Annotated in this window: 15 protein-coding genes; 13 read left to right on the forward strand and 2 right to left on the reverse strand. The window is 41.7% G+C overall.

Annotated elements, in window-relative coordinates:
• Window positions 1-14 precede the first annotated feature (14 nt).
• Window positions 15-1,313: an adenylosuccinate lyase gene (gene purB, locus N8O80_RS08835; protein ID WP_261027963.1), complete on the forward strand. Its 1,299-nt coding sequence runs from the start codon at window positions 15-17 to the stop codon at window positions 1,311-1,313.
• A gap of 34 nt (window positions 1,314-1,347) precedes the next feature.
• Here purB and strH read toward each other — a convergent pair whose 3' ends face one another.
• Both strH and N8O80_RS08845 read right to left on the reverse strand, forming a co-directional pair.
• Window positions 1,348-5,562 (reverse strand): LPXTG-anchored beta-N-acetylhexosaminidase StrH, encoded by a 4,215-nt coding sequence (gene strH / locus N8O80_RS08840; RefSeq protein ID WP_261027964.1) that lies wholly within the window; start codon window positions 5,560-5,562, stop codon window positions 1,348-1,350.
• 317 nt (window positions 5,563-5,879) lie between these two features.
• Window positions 5,880-6,596 carry a GntR family transcriptional regulator gene (locus N8O80_RS08845; protein ID WP_261027966.1) on the reverse strand — a complete coding sequence of 239 codons (717 nt, stop codon included), beginning with the start codon at window positions 6,594-6,596 and terminating at the stop codon, window positions 5,880-5,882.
• Between the two features lie 319 nt (window positions 6,597-6,915).
• Here N8O80_RS08845 and N8O80_RS08850 point away from each other — a divergent pair, with 319 nt between their 5' ends.
• The 12 genes from N8O80_RS08850 to N8O80_RS08910 all read left to right on the forward strand — a co-directional run bounded on the left by N8O80_RS08850 (window position 6,916) and on the right by N8O80_RS08910 (window position 22,503).
• Window positions 6,916-8,703, forward strand: a complete 1,788-nt coding sequence (locus N8O80_RS08850; protein WP_261027968.1) for a glycoside hydrolase family 35 protein — start codon at window positions 6,916-6,918, stop codon at window positions 8,701-8,703.
• Window positions 8,700-9,176 (forward strand): PTS sugar transporter subunit IIB, encoded by a 477-nt coding sequence (locus N8O80_RS08855; protein ID WP_000156975.1) that lies wholly within the window; start codon window positions 8,700-8,702, stop codon window positions 9,174-9,176. Before N8O80_RS08850 ends, N8O80_RS08855 begins: the two co-directional genes overlap by 4 nt.
• Before the next feature lie 26 nt (window positions 9,177-9,202).
• The gene (locus tag N8O80_RS08860) at window positions 9,203-10,108 is read left to right on the forward strand and encodes a PTS mannose/fructose/sorbose/N-acetylgalactosamine transporter subunit IIC (RefSeq protein WP_049502320.1); all 906 of its coding nucleotides are present in this window, start codon (window positions 9,203-9,205) and stop codon (window positions 10,106-10,108) included.
• Window positions 10,095-10,916: a PTS system mannose/fructose/sorbose family transporter subunit IID gene (locus tag N8O80_RS08865; RefSeq protein ID WP_049502319.1), complete on the forward strand. Its 822-nt coding sequence runs from the start codon at window positions 10,095-10,097 to the stop codon at window positions 10,914-10,916. Before N8O80_RS08860 ends, N8O80_RS08865 begins: the two co-directional genes overlap by 14 nt.
• A 3-nt stretch (window positions 10,917-10,919) precedes the next feature.
• Complete coding sequence (locus N8O80_RS08870) at window positions 10,920-11,324, forward strand: PTS sugar transporter subunit IIA (protein WP_000167442.1); 405 nt, start codon at window positions 10,920-10,922, stop codon at window positions 11,322-11,324.
• A gap of 252 nt (window positions 11,325-11,576) precedes the next feature.
• Window positions 11,577-12,743, forward strand: a complete 1,167-nt coding sequence (locus tag N8O80_RS08875) for an SIS domain-containing protein (protein ID WP_261027972.1) — start codon at window positions 11,577-11,579, stop codon at window positions 12,741-12,743.
• 221 nt (window positions 12,744-12,964) lie between these two features.
• Complete coding sequence (locus tag N8O80_RS08880) at window positions 12,965-14,002, forward strand: aldose epimerase family protein (protein ID WP_261027974.1); 1,038 nt, start codon at window positions 12,965-12,967, stop codon at window positions 14,000-14,002.
• 181 nt (window positions 14,003-14,183) lie between these two features.
• Window positions 14,184-19,922 carry a ZmpA/ZmpB/ZmpC family metallo-endopeptidase gene (locus N8O80_RS08885; RefSeq protein ID WP_261027976.1) on the forward strand — a complete coding sequence of 1,913 codons (5,739 nt, stop codon included), beginning with the start codon at window positions 14,184-14,186 and terminating at the stop codon, window positions 19,920-19,922.
• Between the two features lie 179 nt (window positions 19,923-20,101).
• On the forward strand, window positions 20,102-20,437 hold the full coding sequence (locus N8O80_RS08890; protein WP_261027977.1) for an SLC5/6 family protein: 336 nt from the start codon (window positions 20,102-20,104) through the stop codon (window positions 20,435-20,437).
• Complete coding sequence (locus N8O80_RS08895; protein WP_261027979.1) at window positions 20,421-21,125, forward strand: acylneuraminate cytidylyltransferase family protein; 705 nt, start codon at window positions 20,421-20,423, stop codon at window positions 21,123-21,125. The genes N8O80_RS08890 and N8O80_RS08895 overlap by 17 nt, the downstream gene beginning before the upstream one ends.
• A 142-nt stretch (window positions 21,126-21,267) precedes the next feature.
• On the forward strand, window positions 21,268-21,846 hold the full coding sequence (locus tag N8O80_RS09785) for a MucBP domain-containing protein (RefSeq protein ID WP_369010950.1): 579 nt from the start codon (window positions 21,268-21,270) through the stop codon (window positions 21,844-21,846).
• A gap of 303 nt (window positions 21,847-22,149) precedes the next feature.
• Window positions 22,150-22,503: a YSIRK-type signal peptide-containing protein gene (locus tag N8O80_RS08910; protein WP_261027982.1), complete on the forward strand. Its 354-nt coding sequence runs from the start codon at window positions 22,150-22,152 to the stop codon at window positions 22,501-22,503.
• Window positions 22,504-22,578: the final 75 nt, after the last annotated feature.

Consider the following 22,578-nt stretch of genomic DNA (forward strand, 5'->3'; position numbering starts at 1 on the left):
TAAGGAGAAACAACATGATCAACCGTTATTCTCGCCCCGAAATGGCGAACATTTGGAGTGAAGAAAATAAATACCGTGCTTGGCTTGAGGTGGAAATCTTGGCTGACGAAGCATGGGCTGAGTTGGGGGAAATCCCTAAGGAAGATGTGGCTTTGATTCGCGAGAAAGCGGACTTTGACATCGACCGTATTTTGGAGATTGAGCAAGAGACTCGCCACGATGTGGTAGCCTTCACACGTGCGGTTTCTGAGACTCTTGGTGAAGAGCGCAAGTGGGTCCACTATGGTTTGACCTCTACCGACGTGGTAGATACGGCCTACGGTTACCTTTATAAGCAGGCCAACGACATCATCCGTCGTGACCTTGAAAACTTCACCAACATCATCGCTGATAAGGCTAAGGAGCACAAGTTTACCATCATGATGGGTCGTACCCACGGTGTGCACGCTGAACCTACAACCTTTGGTCTGAAATTGGCGACTTGGTACAGCGAAATGAAGCGTAACATCGAGCGTTTCGAGCATGCGGCTGCTGGCGTCGAAGCTGGTAAGATTTCTGGTGCGGTTGGGAACTTTGCCAACATCCCACCATTCGTTGAGCAATACGTCTGCGACAAATTGGGTATCCGTGCCCAAGAAATCTCTACACAGGTGCTTCCTCGTGACCTTCACGCTGAGTACTTTGCAGTTCTTGCCAGCATCGCGACTTCTATCGAGCGTATGGCGACTGAGATTCGTGGTTTGCAAAAATCAGAACAACGCGAAGTGGAAGAATTCTTTGCTAAAGGGCAAAAAGGTTCATCTGCAATGCCTCACAAACGCAACCCTATCGGTTCTGAGAACATGACAGGTCTGGCGCGTGTTATCCGTGGTCACATGGTAACAGCCTATGAAAACGTCGCTCTCTGGCACGAACGTGACATTTCACACTCATCAGCTGAGCGTATCATCACACCAGATACGACCATCTTGATTGACTACATGCTCAACCGTTTTGGGAATATCGTCAAAAACTTGACAGTCTTTCCAGAAAACATGATCCGCAACATGAACTCGACATTTGGTTTGATTTTCAGCCAACGTGCCATGCTGACCTTGATTGAAAAAGGCATGACCCGTGAGCAAGCCTATGACTTGGTACAACCAAAAACAGCCTACTCTTGGGATAATCAAGTAGACTTTAAACCTCTTCTTGAATCAGATCCAGAAGTGACATCGCGCCTCACGCAAGAAGAAATCGACGAAATCTTTAATCCTCTTTACTACACTAAACGAGTGGATGATATCTTTGACCGTCTTGGACTGGGTGATTAATTAAAAAATAAACAGCGAGCTTTGATCTCGCTGTTTATTTTTTATCGAAAAGACTTAGTCTTCTTTTAGTGAGTCCATAGGCTGCTAGTGAGTCCATGAGTCCTGCGACTACTAGTCCTGCAGAATCGTGACTTCCTGTTTCAGGAAGTTTTTTCTCTGTTGCCACAGGAGCTGGACCTTTAGGAAGAGCTTTGTTTTCCTCAGCAGGAGCAGTTGCTGGAGCTGGTTGGCTTGGGATTTCTAGTTTTGGTTTTTCTTCAGCAATAGCGGCTTGTCCGTTTTCATCGCCTACATGTGTTACCATAGTTCCGACTTCGACTATTTGAGTAACAGCTTCCTGTGCTACGACACTATTTACTAGTGTTTTCACTTCTTTACCATCGGCAGAAGTGCTCACAGAGTAGAAGTTTGTACGGCGACCGTTGACACCTTTAGTAATGACTTGTGTTTTCCCTTTGAGCAAGAGTGGATTTTCACGAGTCACTGTGGTAAATGGAATTTCTTCTTCTTGGGTATCCAGTCTAGGTTTTGTTTCTGCAACTGGAGCAAGATCATGTTCATCACCTACATGTGTTACCATAGTTCCGACTTCAACAATTTGAGTAACTGCTTCTTTGGTTACAAGACTATCTACAAGTGTTTTCACTTCCTTGCCATCAACAGTGCTCACAGAGTAGAAGTTGCTACGATGTCCATTGACGCCCTTAGTAATGACTTGTGTTTTTCCTTTGAGTAAGAGTGGATTTTCACGAGTCACTGTGGTAAATGGAATTTCTTCCTCTTGAACATCTAGTCTAGGTTTTACCTCAGTAGTTGGTGCAAGACCACTTTCATCACCCTTGTGAGTTACAGGAGCGCCGACTTCAACCACTTGGTTTACAACTTCTTTGGTTACCTGGCTATCAAGGACTGTTTCTGTTGTTTTTCCATTTTCAGTGAGTACAGAGATGTAATGAGTTCGTTCACCTTTGACTCCTGCTGTAATAATATTTTCCTGACCAGCTGGGAGGTTAGGATTTTCTTTCTTGATAACTTCAAATGGAATTTCTTCAGTTCTTGTGATGAGTTCTGGACTGGTTTCAACATTGGCAGCCACTTCATTTTCATCCAGGCTTCCTGAATGAGTTGCAGCTGGTTTGAGGCCTTGAAGAGCAGCTTTGAGCTTACCTACTAGTGCGTCTAGTTCAGCTTGTTTGCTGCGGTTGAGGTTAAGGTTCAGTCCATCTTTTGCTGCCTTGAGTGCAGCTAGGCTTTCTGTGCTATATCCTTCTAAGTTTTCAGGAATTTTAGCTAATTCTTCGCGGAGAGCATTATAATTAGCACGGAAGTAGTCTTTGTTGTGGTCTGCAAAGGCAGTCATAAGTTCAAAGATTTCTTCTTCCTTGTACTCAGCGCTTGGTCTATCTGCCCAGATAGCAAGCATACTTCCGACTGTTGGAAGGTCTACTTCAGGATATTTGGTAGAAGCTAGTTGATTGAATGGTGTTTTTCCAGTATTCTCAATAGCTTTCTTGAGGAAACCACCACCATCTTCTGGTTTTTGACCGAGAATGTAGTACCAGTCACCGTTGGTATTCAAGAACTTATAACCCTTACTTGCTAGGTATTGAGGTGATGCGAGGTTGTAGCCCCACCAGCCTTTAGACCAGTAAGAAATCAAGACATCTTTGTCAAACTGAACATCGTCTTTGTCCTCATAATAGAAGCCATCGTTGAAGGCCATTGGTTGAAGACCTCTCTCTTTGGCCATAGCAGCGAGGGTGTTGGCATATTCGGCAAATTTTCCATAGAGTTGATACCATTTGAGGTAGTACCAGCCTTGAGCATTAGTCGCGTCGTTAGCGTATTCGTCAGTACCATAGTTGAAAATCTTTGATTTATCAGCAAAGTAATCCATATACTTACCGATAAGGGCTTTGGTAAAGTTAAGGGCTTCTTGATTTTCAAGGTCCATCGTGGTTTTTGAAACTTTATCAAAGTTTGCTTGAGGATTCGCGATGCCAAGTTTTTCCATGGCAACCAGCATAGCATCCATATGCCCTGGGCTATTAATAGCTGGAATCAGACCAATACCTTTTTCCTTAGCGTATTTAACAAGCTCTGTCACTTCTGCCTGTGTTAGTGCAGTGCCGTTTGGATCGTCGTAGTAAGCTTTAGTTCCTTCGATAATAGCTTTTTTAACGTCATCACTAGCATAGGTTTTTCCGTTGGCAGTAATGGTCATATCATCGAGTAGGAAGCGAAGTCCGTCATTTCCTAGAAGGAGATGAACATCAGAATATCCGAGCTCACTGGCCTTATCTACGATGCGTTTGAGTTGGTCAAGAGTAAAGTATTTGCGTCCAGCATCGATTGAGATTACCTTGTTTTTGGCAAGTTTTTCAACCTCACGTTTAGCATCTTCTTCTTTTTGAGCTTCTGGTGTGAAGGTCAAATTGCTGACTGCTTCTTGAAGTTTTGCAATTGCTTGGTCAATCGTGTCTTGTTGGGCACGGCTGAGGTTGCTATCAAGTGAACGGATGACTTTTGCCGCTTCGTTAACCGCTGCGACGCTTTCTGCAGTATAACGGTTAAGGTCTTTTGGTACCTCGTTAAGTGCTTTTTCTGCAGACTCATAATCAGCTGCGAAGTATTCAGCGTTAGAATTTGCGAATTGACGCATGAGTTTGAAGAGGCGTGATGGTGAATAACGTGCAGATGGAGTGTCAGCCCAAGCAGCTACCATACCACCGATGATTGGGATATCAGCTCCTTCTGTTTTTGGTACAGAAGTGATTGGTGTGTTTTTAATACCATTGAGCCCCTGATCGAGATTGTACCAGCCTTGGCCATCAGCGTTTCGTCCAAGAACGTAGTACCAAGCATCGTTAGTGTTTAGGATTTGGTGACCTTTTTCTACTAGAAGTTTAGAAGAAGCGACGTCGTAACCTCCCCAACCACCAGTCCACATTGAAACGATGATATCTTTGTCAAAAGTTCCGAAGCTAGTATCACTATTGTAGTAGATACCATCATTGAAGGCCATTGGTTTTAGACCGTGCGATTTTACAATACGAGCTAGGTCATTGGCGTAGGCAATAAATTTTTCATAGCCTTTTACAGGGTAGCCTTCGTTTGGATAGTATTTATCAGCTTGAAGAACGCTCCAACCTTTAGCGTTTGTTGCGTCATTGGCATATTCATCAAGTCCGATGTTGAAGATCTCAGTCTTTTTCGCGAAATAAGCAGCATACTTGTCGATAAGGGCTTTTGTAAAAGCGACCGCTTGTTCGTTGTCAAGATCTACGGTACGAGCTGATTCCTTCCCAAAATAGCTAAAGTTAGGGTTTTGGATTCCCAATTCTTTCATGGCATTGAGAATAGCATCCATGTGACCAGGACTATTTACTGTCGGAATGAGACCGATGCCTTTATCTTTGGCATAGTTAATCAGATCTGTCATTTGACTTTCTGTTAAGTGATTGCCGTTTGGATCGTTGTAATAATCATTTGTACCTTTTTCAATGGCACGTTTGACATCGTCACTCGCATAGGTCTTGCCGTTAGCTGTGATGCTCATATCGTCCAACATGAAGCGGAGTCCATCATTTCCGACTAATAGGTGTAAATCAGTGTAGCCATAATGTTTCGCTTTGTCAATGATTTCCTTGAGTTGTTCTGGTGAGAAATATTTACGTCCAGCATCAATAGAAACAATTTTCTTTTTCGCTAGTTTTTCATTTACAGTTGCAGCACGTTCCTTTCCTGCCTCTGTTGCCGGTTTGTCAGCCTCTGCTTTCGCTTCATCTTTTTTAGCTGGTTTATCCTTGTCAGTCTTGTCTGTATTTGACTCTTTAGAATCAGCCTCTTTCTTAGGGCTAGCTTCTTCTGCCTTTTTATTAGCAGTTTCTTTTTCAGCAGAAGTTGGCGTTACCACTTCTGCTTTATCACTAGGAGTTGAACTAACTTCCTCTTGTGGTTTTTCTTCTGTTTTTGGAAGACTAGCTACCTTATCAGCAGCTGGAGTTTCTGTTTCTACGGTTTTTGGAGCTTCTGGTTGAAGCTCTGCTTTAGGTGTTTCCTCAGTCCGATTTTCGGATGATTGAGGGGAATCAGAAACCGTATGGATGGATGGTTGGTTTTCTGTAGTAGTAGGAGTAACTCCATCGGCTGTAACAGTCTGTGCTTGGAAGGCGAATCCAATTAGAACAGAAGCTGCTCCTACAGCGTATTTACGGATAGAAAAACGCTGTTGTTTTTCATGTTTCATTGCAAAACCTCCTGATTGCATTGTTATATTGATAGCGTTTACATAAATCAACACCTTTATTTTATTTCTTATATTAACGAGAGTCAAGAGGAGATGACAAAAAACTATAATAAGTATAAAAAAATATAAAATTTAAACTTAAGATTTCAGATTGGTCGGAAAAGATACATATATATATCTAGTAGAATCTTTTTGGTTCTATTTCTATAAAATATTCCACAAATTATAGAATCTTCCAAAAATAGGTAAGCGCTATCTTTTTGATGTGGTATAATAAGTATAGAAAAAGCCCAAGCGCTTAGGCTCAGGCTTTCTTCTTAGTGATCACGGTCACATGAAATGAATTTGATTTTGTAGTAATCTGCTCGTTTATATGTTTCGCTGTAAGCGAGAACTTGACCAGTAGACTCTAGTTTAGTAGTCTTGGTTTGTAAAACGGTTGGGAATTGTTCATCGACTCCGAGGACCGAAGCCACATGTTCTGGAGTTGGAAATGCTATTTCATTGATTTCTTCAAAATGTTCATCATTCATGTGAATGTGGTAATCCAATTTGAAACGGTTATAGATAGAGCTATAATATTCAAGATTTGGATAATTTGCGTTGATGTATTGTTCTGGAATGTAAGATGTATGGTAGATGTAGACAACACCACCTGTTTCGCGTACGCGTTCAATCTTGTAGTAGAACTGATCTCCGCGTAGTCCGAGTTTTTCTAAGTAGCTTAGTTTGTTTCCACGCTCAATAGAAAGGACGGTAACTTTATCATCTTTAGTTTCAAAAACTTCTACATCTGAAAACTCAACGAGTTTATGTTTGCGTGCGCGTGAAACGAATGTACCCTTTCCTTGTTGACGGACAATATAGCCATCCTTGGCAAGGTCGTTTAAGGCGCGGACAACTGTGATAGAACTCACATCATACATTGCAATCAATTCAGCTTCAGTGTAGAATTTATCTCCACTGGCAAATTGACCAGAAATGATTTTGTTCTTTAACTCATATTTAATATATTGATACTTTGGAATTGCCATATTTTCACCTCGATTTTCCTTCTCCGTTAAAGATTTTACCATAAAACTGGAAAGAATAGTAGCCTTTTGAATAAAAAAATTAGAATAATAGGCTATAAGGTTAATTTACATAGGAATAAATAGAAAAATCTACATTTTTATACATGGTGCTAAAATGTTGTTATGACTATAGATTACGAGATTTTTATAAGTTTTTTGTGTAAAATTTAGTGAAAAATGAAAAAAATCGTGAAAACCTATTGACAAATGCAAGATATTGAGATATATTTACTATATCAACAAATGAAAGCGTAAACTTTAGTTGTCAGAAGGTAAGAACATGACACGATTTGAGATACGAGATGATTTTTATCTCGATGGAAAATCATTTAAGATTTTATCTGGCGCCATTCATTATTTTAGGGTTCCTCCAGAAGATTGGTATCATTCGCTCTATAACTTGAAGGCTCTTGGTTTTAATACAGTAGAGACTTATGTGGCCTGGAATTTACACGAGCCTCGTGAGGGTGAGTTTCACTTTGAAGGAGCTCTGGATTTGGAGCGATTTCTCCAGACAGCACAAGATTTGGGTCTCTACGCTATCGTTCGTCCCTCGCCCTTCATCTGTGCGGAGTGGGAATTTGGTGGCTTACCAGCCTGGCTCTTAACAAAGAATATGAGACTTCGTTCCTCAGATCCTGCTTATATTGAAGCTGTCGGTCGCTACTATGATCAGCTCTTGTCACGGTTGGTGCCACATTTGTTGGACAAGGGTGGCAATATCCTCATGATGCAGGTTGAAAATGAGTATGGTTCTTATGGAGAAGATAAGGCTTATCTGAGAGCAATTCGACAGTTGATGGAAGAGCGTGGCGTAACCTGTCCTCTCTTTACATCAGATGGTCCATGGAGAGCTACTCTGAAAGCTGGAACCTTAATCGAAGATGACCTCTTTGTAACAGGAAACTTTGGTTCTAAAGCTCCGTACAATTTTTCACAGATGCAGGAATTCTTTGATGAACATGGCAAGAAATGGCCACTCATGTGTATGGAGTTCTGGGATGGCTGGTTCAATCGTTGGAAGGAACCGATTATCACACGGGATCCCAAAGAATTGGCAGAAGCTGTTCGAGAGGTTTTGGAACAAGGCTCCATCAATCTTTATATGTTCCACGGTGGTACAAACTTTGGCTTCATGAATGGTTGCTCGGCTAGAGGGACTTTGGACCTACCACAAGTTACATCTTATGATTATGATGCCCTTCTAGATGAGGAAGGAAATCCAACTGCCAAATATCTGGCAGTCAAGAAGATGATGGCAACACATTTTCCAGAGTATCCGCAGCTGGAACCACTCTACAAAGAGAGTATGGAGTTGGATGCTATTCCACTAGTTGAAAAAGTTTCCTTGTTTGAAACCTTGGATAGCTTGTCAAGTCCAGTAGAAAGCCTCTATCCTAAAAAGATGGAGGAGTTGGGACAAAGCTATGGCTATCTACTCTATCGAACAGAAACAAACTGGGATGCAGAAGAAGAAAGACTTCGTATCATTGACGGTCGAGATAGAGCTCAGCTTTATGTCGATGGTCAGTGGGTCGAAACCCAATATCAGACAGAGATTGGGGAAGATATTTTTTATCAAGGTAAAAAGAAAGCGCTATCTAGGTTAGATATCTTGGTAGAAAATATGGGGCGTGTCAACTATGGACACAAGTTCTTAGCGGATACGCAACGTAAGGGAATTCGGACAGGGGTTTGTAAGGATTTGCACTTCTTACTAAACTGGAAACACTATCCACTCCCACTAGACAATCCTGAGAAAATTGATTTTTCAAAAGGATGGACAGAAAAGCAACCAGCCTTTTATGCTTATGATTTTACAGTCGAAGCGCCAAAAGATACCTACCTAGACTTGTCTGAGTTTGGTAAGGGAGTTGCCTTTGTCAATGGGCAGAACCTAGGACGTTTTTGGAACGTCGGCCCAACCCTCTCGCTTTATATCCCTCATAGCTATCTTAAGGAAGGTGCCAACCGCATCATTATCTTTGAGACAGAGGGACAATATAAAGAAGAGATTTATTTAACTCGTAAACCTACACTAAAACACATAAAGGGGGAAAATTTATGACAATTGTAGGATGCCGTATCGATGGACGTTTGATCCACGGACAAGTAGCCAATCTATGGGCTGGAAAACTAAATGTTTCACGTATTATGGTTGTAGATGACGAAGTTGTCAACAACGATGTTGAAAAGAGTGGTTTGAAACTTGCGACACCACCAGGTGTGAAATTGAGTATTTTGCCAATTGAAAAAGCGGCAGCTAATATTCTTGCTGGAAAATATGATAGCCAACGTCTCTTTATCGTGGCTCGTAAACCAGACCGCTTCCTTGGTTTGGTCGAAGCAGGTGTACCACTTGAAACCCTTAATGTTGGAAATATGTCTCAAACACCAGAAACACGTTCTATCACACGTTCTATTAACGTAGTAGACAAGGATGTGGAAGATTTCCGCAAACTAGCAGAAAAAGGTGTTAAATTAACTGCTCAAATGGTTCCAAATGATCCAGTTTCAGACTTTTTGAGTTTATTAAAATAGGAAAAAATTTTTAGGAGGTCATTGTTATGATACAATGGTGGCAAATTTTACTTCTCACTTTGTACTCAGCTTATCAAATCTGTGATGAGTTGACGATCGTTTCATCTGCAGGTTCCCCTGTATTTGCTGGTTTCATTACTGGTTTAATTATGGGAGATGTGACTACTGGTCTGCTTATCGGTGGTAACTTGCAACTGTTCGTTCTTGGGGTTGGTACCTTCGGTGGTGCTTCTCGTATCGACGCAACTTCTGGTGCGGTTCTTGCGACAGCCTTCTCTGTTTCACAAGGAATTGATGCATCACTGGCGATTACAACAATCGCTGTGCCAGTAGCAGCTCTCTTGACTTACTTCGACGTTCTTGGACGTATGACAACTACTTTCTTCGCTCACCGTGTGGATGCTGCAATCGAACGCTTTGACTATAAAGGTATTGAACGCAACTACTTGCTTGGTGCGATTCCTTGGGCTCTATCTCGTGCCCTTCCAGTCTTCTTTGCCCTTGCTTTTGGTGGTGCCTTCGTACAATCAGTGGTAGACTTCGTTGAAGCCTACAAATGGGTTGCAGACGGTTTGACACTTGCAGGACGTATGCTTCCAGGTCTTGGATTTGCAATCTTGCTTCGTTACCTTCCAGTTAAACGTAACCTTCACTACCTTGCTATGGGATTCGGTTTGACAGCTATGTTGACTGTACTTTACTCAAACGTAACAAGTCTTGGTGGCGCTGTTGCAGGTATCATCGGTACTCTACCTAAAGATGTTGCTGAAAAAATTGGTTTCGTGAACAACTTCAAAGGATTGTCTATGATTGGTATCTCTATCGTAGGTATCTTCCTAGCAGTGCTTCACTTCAAAAATAGCCAAAAAGTAGCTGTAGTAGCACCTTCTACACCATCAGAAAGTGGGGAAATCGAAGATGACGAATTCTAATTACAAACTTACAAAAGAAGATTTTAATCAAATCAACAAACGTAGCTTGTTTACTTTCCAATTGGGTTGGAACTACGAACGTATGCAAGCTTCTGGTTACCTTTACATGATCTTGCCTCAGTTGCGTAAAATGTATGGGGATGGCACTCCTGAATTGAAAGAAATGATGAAAGTTCATACTCAATTCTTCAATACTTCACCATTCTTCCACACAATCATCGCTGGTTTTGACCTTGCCATGGAAGAAAAAGATGGTGTAGGTTCAAAAGATGCCGTTAACGGTATCAAGACAGGTTTGATGGGACCATTCGCTCCTCTTGGAGATACTATCTTTGGTTCACTTGTACCTGCTATCATGGGATCTATCGCAGCAACTATGGCTATCGCTGGCCAACCATGGGGTATCTTCCTCTGGATTGCAGTTGCAGTAGTGTATGACATTTTCCGTTGGAAACAGTTAGAATTTGCCTACAAAGAAGGGGTTAACCTTATCAACAACATGCAAAGTACTTTGACAGCTTTGATTGACGCTGCATCTGTACTTGGTGTCTTCATGATGGGTGCTCTTGTAGCAACAATGATCAACTTTGAAGTTTCTTATAAATTGCCAATCGGTGAAAAGATGATTGACTTCCAAGACATCTTGAACTCAATCTTCCCACGCTTACTTCCAGCAATCTTTACTGCATTTATCTTCTGGTTGCTTGGTAAGAAAGGTATGAACTCTACAAAAGCAATTGGTATCATCATTGCTCTTGCAGTAGGTCTTTCATTCATCGGTAAATTCTTGCTTGGAATGGGTGCATAATTTATGACGAAATCATTAATTTTGGTGAGCCATGGTCGATTCTGTGAAGAACTTAAAGGTAGCACTGAAATGATCATGGGTCCACAAGACAATATTCATGCAGTGGCTCTTCTTCCAGAAGATGGTCCAGAAGACTTTACTGCAAAATTTGAAGCTGCTATTGAAGGATTGGATGATTTCTTAGTCTTTGCGGATCTTCTCGGTGGAACACCATGTAACGTGGTCAGCCGTTTGATTATGGAAGGTCGTGACATCGAACTTTACGCAGGGATGAATCTTCCAATGGTGATTGAATTTATCAATGCGAGCCTTACAGGCGCAGATGCGGACTATAAGAACCGTGCTGCAGAAAGCATCGTTAAAGTTAATGACCTGTTAGCTGGCTTCGATGATGACGAAGATGAATAATACTCTTCGAAAATCTCTTTAAACCATACTAGTGTCGCCTTGCCGTAGGTATATGTTACTGACTGCGTCAGTTCTATCTGCAACCTCAAAACAGTGTTTTGAGCAACCTGCGGCTAGTTTCCTAGTTTGGTCCTTGATTTTCATTGAGTATAAGATGTGATAACGTGAAAATCGTTAGAGCATCTTATATAGAATATACATGGGAATGGGGCTTACTCCCATTCCCATCTTTAATAGAAAAAGAGGAACTCAATGCTACATTATACAAAAGAAGACTTGATTGAATTGGGTGCAGAAATCACTACACGTGAAATCTACCAACAGCCTGATGTATGGAAAGAAGCTTTTGAATCTTATCAAGCAAAGCGTGAAGAAATTGCAGCCTTTCTACAAGGAATTGCTGATAAACATGACTATATCAAGGTTATCTTGACAGGTGCTGGGACTTCTGCTTATGTGGGAGATACCTTGGTACCTTACTTTAAGGAAGTATATGACGAACGCAAATGGAATTTCAATGCTGTTGCGACAACAGATATCGTTGCCAATCCAGAAACCTATTTGAAAAAAGATGTGGCGACTGTCCTTGTATCTTTTGCTCGTAGTGGAAATTCGCCTGAAAGTGTGGCGACTGTTGATTTGGCCAAAGCCTTGGTGGATGAGCTTTATCAAGTGACGATTACTTGTGCGGCGGACGGTAAGTTGGCTCTTCAAGCTCATGGAGATGACCGCAATCTCTTGCTTTTGCAACCAGCTGCTTCCAATGATGCTGGATTTGCTATGACTTCTAGCTTTACGTCTATGATGTTGACAGCTCTCTTGGTCTTTGATCCTACAGAATTTGCTGTGAAAGCTGAACGTTTTGAAGTTGTGTCTAGTCTTGCCCGTAAAGTTCTAGACAATGCAGAAGATGTCAAAGAGCTCGTTGATTTAGACTTTAACCGAGTCATCTACCTTGGTGCGGGTCCTTACTTTGGACTTGCTCATGAAGCTCAGCTTAAGATTTTGGAATTGACAGCTGGTCAAGTTGCGACTATGTATGAAAGCCCAGTTGGATTCCGTCACGGTCCAAAATCATTGATTAACGAAGATACGGTTGTTTTGGTATTTGGTACAACGACAGACTACACTCGTAAGTATGATTTGGACTTGGTTCGTGAAGTTGCTGGTGATCAGATTGCTCGTCGTGTTGTACTTTTGAGTGATCAAGCCTTTGGTCTTGAAAATGTCAAAGAAGTGGCCCTTGGTTGTGGCGGTGTCTTGAATGATATTTACCGTGTCTTTCCTTACATTGTTTATGCCCAACTCTTTGCCTTATTGACTTCACTCAAGGTAGAAAATAAACCTGACACACCGTCTCCTACAGGTACAGTAAACCGTGTGGTACAAGGCGTGATCATCCACGAATATCAAAAGTAATACTCTTCGAAAATCAAATTCAAACCACGTTAGCTTCGCCTTGCCGTACTCAAGTACAGCCTGCGGCTAGCTTCCTAGTTTGCTCTTTGATTTTCATTGAGTATAAGGTAGTGTTTATGAATTCTTGACAAGAGGGTTTGTAAATTATCAGATAAACCATAGATTGTCAGTACGCTTTCTATGGTTTGTTTGCTTGAGAGAAATAGTAAAAGGAGAAGAGAATGAAAGCATACACAGAGCGTGTATTTGGAAATGTTGAGGGACAAGATGTCTTAGCCTATCGTTTTGAGACGGACGGTGGTTACCAGCTTGAGGTCATGACTTATGGTGCGACCATCTTGCGCTATGTCACACCTGACAAGGCTGGAAATTTTGCCAATGTTATCTTGGGTTTTGATGATTTTGATAGCTATGTAGGCAATAGCCCCAAACATGGAGCTAGCGTAGGTCCTGTAGCAGGACGTATTGCAGGTGCGACTTTTGAGCTTAATGGTAAGACTTATGATCTTGAAGTCAACAATGCAAGCAATTGCAATCACAGTGGTTCAACAGGTTGGGATGCAAGTTTGTTTGAACTAATTGAAGTGAGCGACCATGGCTTGACCCTCTACACAGAACGTACAGATGGGACAGGAGGATTTCCTGGCAATCTCAAAATCTGGATCAGTTACCACTTGGAAGAAACTGGAGCCTATGAAATCAGCTATAAAGTAACAACCGATCAGGATACGCTGGTCAATCCAACCAACCACAGCTATTTCAACTTGTCTGGTGATTTCACACAGACAATTGACCGCCATGTCTTCCAACTAAACACAGAGGGAATTTATCCAATTGCGCCCGATGGTGTTCCTGCCAAAACTCCAGATGCCAATCGTGATGTAGTGAAACACATTTATAATGGTGTCTTGTTGAAGGATATCTTTGCAGAAGAAGACGAACAAATCCAGCTAGTATCTGGTTTGGATCACCCATTTGCCCTTCCTGCAGGTCATGACAATGCTGATTTCCTTTATGACCAAAATTCAGGTCGCTTCCTGCTTTTCAAGACAGAAGCTCCTTGCTTTGTAGTCTACACAGCAAACTTTGTGGATGAAAGTGTCATCATAGGAGGTCAGCCAATGGTACAGCACAATGGGATTGCCCTTGAAGCGCAGGCTTTACCAGATGCCATTCACAGCGACCTCAAAGACCAAGTTATTCTCAAAGCAGGTCAAACCTTTACAAGCAAGACACGCTATGAGCTTGTTGTGAAATAAAAATTTAGAAATATGATAGGTATTCCAGAAGTTAGGTATCTAATTTTAGGAATGCCTTTTATTATTCCCTTATTTGCATATCTATCCCTAGAATCTTTTAAAAAGTTGATGTATAATGGGAAGAGTTGTATATTTCACTATAAATTAATATACTAATTTAAAAATGTAAAAAGAGGGGAATATGAATTTCAAAACTAGTGGAGAAAAAAGACAGAATTTCTCATTGAGAAAATTGGCAGTTGGCCTTGTATCTGTAGCAGTTGCGTGTTTCTTTTTGATGGGAACTGGCCTACAGACTGTATCTGCCCAAGAATCTCATGCCGTTAATTATACTTATGTTTTAGAGTCGGATTTGACTGATGAAGAGAAGACTCTCTTAGTTACATCCCTACCACAAGTAGCGGAAGAATCTGATGCGACTTACTATCTGGTTTATCGAGCCAATCAAGTATTGCCCAATACGGGGACCAGCTCTTCATTAGGGACTGTTGCCTTGGTGGCAGGCCTTAGTTTATTGATTGTAGTAGTTCTTAAGGGACGTGATGGCAAGAGCAAGATTAGTCGATTCTTGTTAGTAAGCGCTCTAGGCAGTCAGTTGCTGTCTCCAACTGCCCTTGCCTTGACTAGCGAAACACTAGCTGCTTATAACACCCAACTATCGGTTCAGGCAGGAGATGCCTTGCCAGCCCCGGTTGATATTCCTGGTTATACATACATAGGATATGTGAAAAATAAAGTAGACGTTGTTAAGCAATCAGATAAACAGAAGGCGCATGACAGCAAGTCTAACTTAGAAAATGTAGGTAGCTCAACGATAGAGGAACAACAAGGAGGAACACCTTCTCCCATAGAGTCTCAACTACAAAAAAACAATGAAACTGTAGTGCAAGCAAAGGGGAGCCAAGAGCCGGGTCATGAGGGCGATGCCCTAGTTCAACCCGTTCAACCGACTTATACAGAACCCGTTAGCACCCAAGGAACACAAGAGTCAGGTCATGAAGGCGAGGCTCTAGTTCAACCAGTGCAACCTGCCTACACAGCCCCAATCAGTACTCAAGGTACACAAGAGTCAGGTCATGAAGGCGAATCCCTAATCCAAGCAGAGCAGCCGTCTTATACAGCCCCAATTAGCACTAAAGGCACGCAAGAGCCAGGTCATGAGGGCGATGCCCTAGTTCAACCAACGCAACCAGCGTACACAGCCCCAATTAGTACCCAAGGTACGCAAGAGTCAGGTCATGAGGGTGAGGCCCTGGTTCAACCAGCACAACCGTCTTATACAGCCCCAATTAGCACCCAAGGCACACAAGAGTCGGGTCATGAGGGCGATGCCCTAGTTCAACCCGTTCAACCGACTTATACAGAACCCGTTAGCACCCAAGGTACACAAGAGTCAGGTCATGAGGGCGAGGCTCTAGTTCAACCAGCACAACCGTCTTATACAGAACCCGTTAGCACTAAAGGCACACAAGAGTCAGGTCATGATGGTGAGGCTCTAGTTCAACCAGTTCAACCAGCGTATACAGATCCAATCAGCACTCAAGGTACCCAAGAGTCGGGTCACGAAGGTGAAGCTGCTGTAGCAGAGGCTCTTCCTGAACTGCCTTTGACAAGTAATCATCGTACAGTAACAGAAACCATTCCTCATGAAACTGAAGAAATTGAAGATGCGACTATCTTAAAAAATCATCGAGAAATTGCTCAGGAAGGAAAAGACGGTTTACGGACAATCGAGTATGAAGATTATCTCGTAGATGGTAAGGTGGAAGCTAGCAAGGAAATCTCACGTACAGAAGTAGAACCAACCAAAGAGATTGTCAAGGTTGGCAGTCTTGTTAAAACCAAACCAACAGTTGAAATCACCAATCTTGTTAAAGATGAGAGCAAAAAAGCTGTAGCAGTCACCTATCACTTAGATGACCAAACGTCTGCTTTTGTTAAGGCCAAGGCCCAAATTTTTCAAAATGGAACACTGATTAAAGAAGTGGATTTGAAAGATTTATCCGTTCAGCAAACGATTGATGGTTTGGACTACTATACTCCTTATACAATTAAGACTTACCTGACCTATAATCTAGGCCAATCTGATCAGGAAAATACAGAAGTATCAACGAAAGATTTTCAATTGGACTATAAGAAAATTGAAATCAAAGATGTGGATGAAGTGGGGCTCTATGGTAAGGAAGATGGTCACTACCGTCGCTATCTGAATTTATCAGAAGTACCAAGTGATTTGTCACCTTATTTTGTCAAAGTCAAATCAGATAAGATGAAAGAAATGTTGCTACCAGTTAGCTCTATTAAGGAAACAGAGGATGGGAAATACAAGGTAACCGTTGCCTTCAATGAACTGGTTCAAGAGAAAGATTCAGCATACAAGGATAACTATAGCTTCACAGTTGATAAGCAAAAGCTTGCCAAGGACGGTGTCTATACTTCCTTCAAGAAACTGATTGCTGCCATGCAGGGTAATCTCGCTGGAACCTTTAAACTTGGAGCTGATATGACAGCTGATGAAGTGGCCTTAGCAAAGGGACAAACCAGCTATGTGACAGGCACTTTCACTGGTAATCTTATCGGTGCGAGTGACGGTAAGCCGTTTGCGATTTATGACCTTAAGACAGCCTTGTTTGATAACTTGACCAAGGCTACTGTGAAAGATATTGACCTTAAAGCAGTAGCGATTAAGAGTCAAGATGACACAGCCAGCCTAGCAAAAGTAGCTACTAATAGTCAGATTAGTAATGTAGCTGTAGAAGGTCAATTGACAGGTAGCAAGTCAGTTGCAGGTTTGGTAGCGAAGGCTCAGGATACAGAAATTACTAATAGTTCCTTTACAGGTAGCATTCAGGCCAAGCATACGGATGCTTCTCCTTACTATGTGGGAGGTATAGCAGGGCTCTTATCTGGTACTAAGGCTAAGATTGATAAGGTAGCTGTTGATACAAGTATTTCTAGCAATGCCCGCAACAATGACCAATTTGCTGGAGGTATTGTAGGGAAAGTTCAAAGTGGTGCTTTGGTCTCTCATGCGCTAGCAAGTGGAACCATCCTCAATACGACAACCTATCCTCGAGTCGGAGGTATAGCAGGTTCTACATGGCAAAATGGCCGTATCCATCATGTCGTTAGCATGGTCAACGCTGGAGATGGTTATGCTATCACAGGAGACCAGTACAGGGGAGCGGACATCAAAGATGCTAGCACTGTTGTTGAGAACAAGAAGGCCGATCTCTATGCGACCCCAATTACCCAAGACCAGGCCAGAGAAAAGGTCCAGTCTTATGGGATGACAGTGACACTAAACGATACAGGTCAAACACTCAAGGCCAATCAGCACAGTGTGGACTATACTCAGTTAAGCCAAGGTCAAGCTAGTCGAAAAGTTGCTTATCACAATATTGAGAAATTGATGCCTTTCTATAATAAAGAGCTAGTGGTTCACTATGGAAATCAAGTTGATCCTACGGATAAGCTTTATACTACAGAATTGCTGGATGTTGTACCAATGAAGGACAATGACATCATCACAGATATTCAGGCCAATAAAGCAACGATCAATAAACTGATGTTGCATTTTGCTGATAATACAATCAGTTATCTAGATGTCACCTACAAAGAAGATTTCAAAAATACACAAATTGCAGAGTACAGCGTAGCAAGTAAAAACTTTATCTTTACACCAGAAGCCTTTTTATCTGACTATACGAAAGTGACCGATCAGGTCCTAGCAGATTTGCAAGGGGTCGAATATGACTCAGCAGCCATGAGAAGAGTTCTGGGCATTGAGGCAGATGCGTCGCTTGATCCGCTATACTTGGACAAAGAATTCGAAAAAGTTAAGGCTAATATCGGCGAACATCTCCGTAAAGTGCTAGCCATGGACAAGTCTATCAATACGATGGGAGATAGTGTAGCAACCTACATCAGCGAAAAAATCAAAAACAACAAGGAAGCTTTCTTGCTTGGTTTGACTTACCTCAATCGCTGGTACAATATCAACTATGATCACATCAATACCAAGGATCTCAATACCTATAAGTTTGACTTTGATGGCAATAGCACAGCTTCAACCTTGGATACCATCATTGCCCTAGGTCAGAGCGGTATGGAAAATCTCAAGGCATCAAATAATATAAGTGCCTATGAAACAACCCTGGCCCCTGCAAAAGGTCGCAAGACAGTGACGGATTTACTAGAGTCTTACAGAAAACTCTTCCTACCAACTAAAACCAATAATGAATGGTTGAAGACGAATACCAAGGCCTATATAGTAGAGAGTAAGTCAGCGATTCCAGAAGTGCGTGCTAAACAAGAGTCAGCTACACCAGATAGTAACTATACACTGGGAGTCTATGATCGTATTACGGCACCAAGTTGGAAATTAAAAAACATGCTCCTACCTTTATTAACATTGCCAGAAGAAGATGTTTATGTGATTTCAAATCTTTCTACCTTGGCCTTTGGTGGCTATGAACGCTACCGTGACCGTGTTAATAATACAGTCTTATCAGGAGAAGAATTGCGTCAGTATGTCCGTGCTAAGGTTGACCAGTCGGCTGAATGGCAACGAGACCACTACGATATCTGGTACCACTTCCTTTCACCAGAATACAAAGAAAAACTCTTCCGTTCAGTCATGGTTTCAGATGGCTTTGGTATGAAAGATAGCAATAGTAATTATTACTGGGCTACCCTGTCTGATAAGGCCATTGATTCTATCTACAACTTCTTTGGACCAACTGGTAAGTGGTATGGGGAAAGTAAGGGAGCTGGAGCCTATGCCAACGGTTCTGAGGTCCACTATGTCAGCGACCGCTTGTTGGATAAATACGGAACATCAGTCTATACTCATGAAATGGTTCATAATTCTGACGGACATATTTACTTTGAAGGAAAAGGTCGTCGTGAAGGATTGGGAGCAGAGTTGTATGCCTTAGGACTGTTGCAATCTGCTGACAGTCTAGATAAGGATGCTATTGTCTTGAATACTCTCTATAAAGGGGATAAGGATTCACCAACTCGCTTGCATACTTATGATCCGACAAGCCGCTTCACATCAGCCGCAGCCTTGCAAGAGTATGTGCACGGTATGTACGATGTCTTGTACACCTTGGATGCTATGGAAGCCAATGCCATTTTAACTAAGTCTAATGATGTCAAGAAAAAATGGTTTAGAAAAATAGAGAATTTCTACATTGAGGACAAGTACCATAAACAAACTCATGCTGGAAACTCTGTTCGCCCATTGACAGATGCTGAAGTAAGTAAACTAACCAGTCTGGATGCCTTGATTGACAATGATATCATCAACCGTCGGGCTTACCGTGATAAGAGCGACTATACTCGTAATGGCTATCATCTGATTAGCATGTTCTCACCGATTTATGCTGCCCTCAGTAATCCAAAGGGTGCGCCTGGTGACATCATGTTTAGAAAGACAGCCTACGAATTGTTGGCAGAAAAAGGTTATCAAGATGGGTTCTTACCATATGTATCCAACCAATATGTAGAAGAAGCTAAACGAAACGGGGACATTACCTATTCAGATTGGCAACGAAAAGATGTGGGACTCATTACTGATAGTCTCGTCTTGAAAAATGTCTTTGCCAACCAATACGCTTCATGGGCTGATTTCAAGAAGGATATGTTTAATAAACGTATTCGCAAGCAAGACCAGTTGAAACCAATCACTATTCAGTATGAACTTGGTGTACCAAACAGCAGCAAGGAGATTACAATTCGTTCAGCTGCTCAAATGCAAGAACTCATCGATCAAGCAGTGGCAAAAGATGTGGCTAACATTGACCGTACGACAAGCCACGCTCCTGCAAGTTGGGTCCACTTATTAAAACAAAAAATCTACAATGCCTACCTACGTAGCACAGATGATTTCAGAGAATCGATTTATAAACAATAAGAAAACTCCCCCACGCTATCCTGTCTAATCCAGTCTATCTTGCAGATGGTCAGTCTTTGTGATAGAATAGCATAAAGTCCTTTTGAGGGGGAACTTGCTAGGAAATCCCCAAGCATTGTAACGGATGAACCACCCTCGCCTTTTTGTGAGGGTGGTTTTTCCTTTCCTTTCTGACTCTGGTGGGGAATGCCTATACAGGCAGGTCCTATCTCTGGTTTGCCCAGTTTGGCATCTTTCTAGCTATTCCGTTGGCTCATCGCTACTTTTTGCCCCTTTATCAAAAGGGAAACTACGAGACAGCCTATCATCTTTTAGAGGACAAGTTTCAATCGGCGGGCATTCGTTCATTGGCTTCAGGGCTTTTCATCCTCTACCGGTTGGGGCGAATAGCAGTGGTTCTCTATCATTATAGTGGACTCTTTACCGACCCCAATCCTTGGTTAAATAGCATCATCACCACCCTATCTGCCCTTTTTATCTCAATTCTAGGAAGACTATATGAAAGCAAAATCTAAACCCATAGCCGTCATTTTAATCCGTTCGGGTTCACGCGGCTTAGTGGATAAAAATATCAAACCGCTTGCAGGTAAACCCTTGGTTTTCTATACCATAGAAGTCGCTTTAGCCTCCAAGCTATTTAGTGACATCTGGGTTTCCTCAGATTCACTAGCCTATCTAGAACTCTGTCGTCAAGCCTATCCAGAGATTCGTTGTGTCCATAGACCAAAAGAACTGGCCCTCTCAACAACCTCTAGCTTAGAAACCTTACGAGACTTTTTGCAGCCCTTTGAGGAAGACCAGGTCTTTGTGAATCTACAGGTGACTTCTCCTCTGAGAGAGGTGGAGCACCTCATCGAGTCCTACCAACTCTACTGTCAGTCTGGCGCCGACCATTTGATTTCTTGTGTCAAGGCAGACAAGAGTCGTAGTCTTTTCTTGCAGTTGGAGGAGTCACCTTTTATCCATCCGCCTCATGTTTCCAAGCATTATGCTCGGCAGAAAGAGCCTGCCTATTACTATCCCAACGGTAGTATCTGGATTTCTCGTAAGGACCTTTACCTACGAGATGAGACCTTTTACACGGATAAGACAGTAGCCTATGAAATGCCCAAACTCTATTCTTATGATATCGACGATGCCTTGGACTTTGAAGTCGTTGAGACCTTGCTGCACCATCATCACCTAGGAGAATCAAAGAGATGAAACAGATGCTTCTCTAAACGTTAAATACGATACAGCAGACCACAAAAAAGCTGAGATCACTAAAGATGGTGTTAAATACTACTTAACAGCTAAAGAAGATTCTAAACCAGAAAACGGTGCTGTTGTAGAAGGAACTACAGAAATCACTTATGTATACGAAAAAGCAGGAAACGTTCTTGTTCATTATGTAGACGAAGCTGGAAACACAATCGCAGAAGATGTTAAAGATACGACTGACGGATCAGTAAGCTCAGCATATGACACAACTGACAACAAACCAGCTACAATCAATACAAAAGATGGAAAACTATACGTGTTAGTATCAACTTCAACTAAAGGTGATGAAAATGGTAAAGTAACAGAAGGAACAACAGAAGTAACTTACGTTTATAAAGAAGTCAAAGAAGGTACTACAAATGGAGGCTCACTCACTCCATCTCAACCAGCTTCTCCATCAACACTTTCAACAAACCCAACAAGTCCGGTGAAACCGACAGACCCAAGTCAACCAACAACACCGGCTAACCCAGCAACTCCAACGATGCCATTAGCACCAGTAAATGGTAAAGCACCACAAGTTCCAGTAGCTCCATCAGAAGCTAAAGGACAAGCTGAACTTCCTAATACTGGTACAGAAGACCATGCTAGCCTAGCAGCACTTGGACTTTTAGGTGTCTTGAGCGGATTTGGGCTTGTTGCTCGTAAGAAAAAAGAAGACTAAATCTAATTAGATTTTCTGATAAGAATAAGGAGTAGGATATTATATCCGCTCCTTTTTCTATGTAAATATGAAGTGATTTTTAATCTTTTTTGAAAGTTGTTAATCATATTTCTGAAGCTATTAATTATCTTTGCTTTTTTATATATTAACATCGATTAAAATATCGAATTGCTTGACATAGTGAATAGATAGAGTTATTATATATATTATACAATAGGTGAAGTCAGGGATTTTCTTAGTATCTATTTAAGGATTTTACTGACTTTTCTTGATGTAAATAAAAATATAAGTAAAGGAGTAGTAATGTACTCACGAATAAAAAAATATCATGGACAAAAAGTTCAACGATTTTCAATCCGAAAGTATAGTTTTGGTGCAGCATCAGTAGCGATTGCAGCGCTTATGATGTTTGGAGGTGGAGCCACTGCAAAAGCTGACACTATTCAAGGAAACGATGCAAGAACGAGCTCAAATTTGTCTAATCAACAGTCATCGCCATCTCAAGAAAACCTAAATCACGAAGAGAATGTTGCGAGCTCTGATGCTAAGGGAAAAGAAATTCCTTCTAAAGATCCAGTTTCTAAACCAGTAGTAACTTCAGCTGAAGCTTTAGTTAATGAAGATAGGGTAGCACCATATTGCAAAGGTAGACTTTAGTAAGTTATCAGAAGCGATTTCACGTATTCAATCAGCTATCGATAAAGTTGAAATTAGTAATAAAACATCAAAAAC

Source organism: Streptococcus mitis (assembly GCF_946190155.1).
GTDB classification, from domain to species: domain Bacteria; phylum Bacillota; class Bacilli; order Lactobacillales; family Streptococcaceae; genus Streptococcus; species Streptococcus mitis_CL.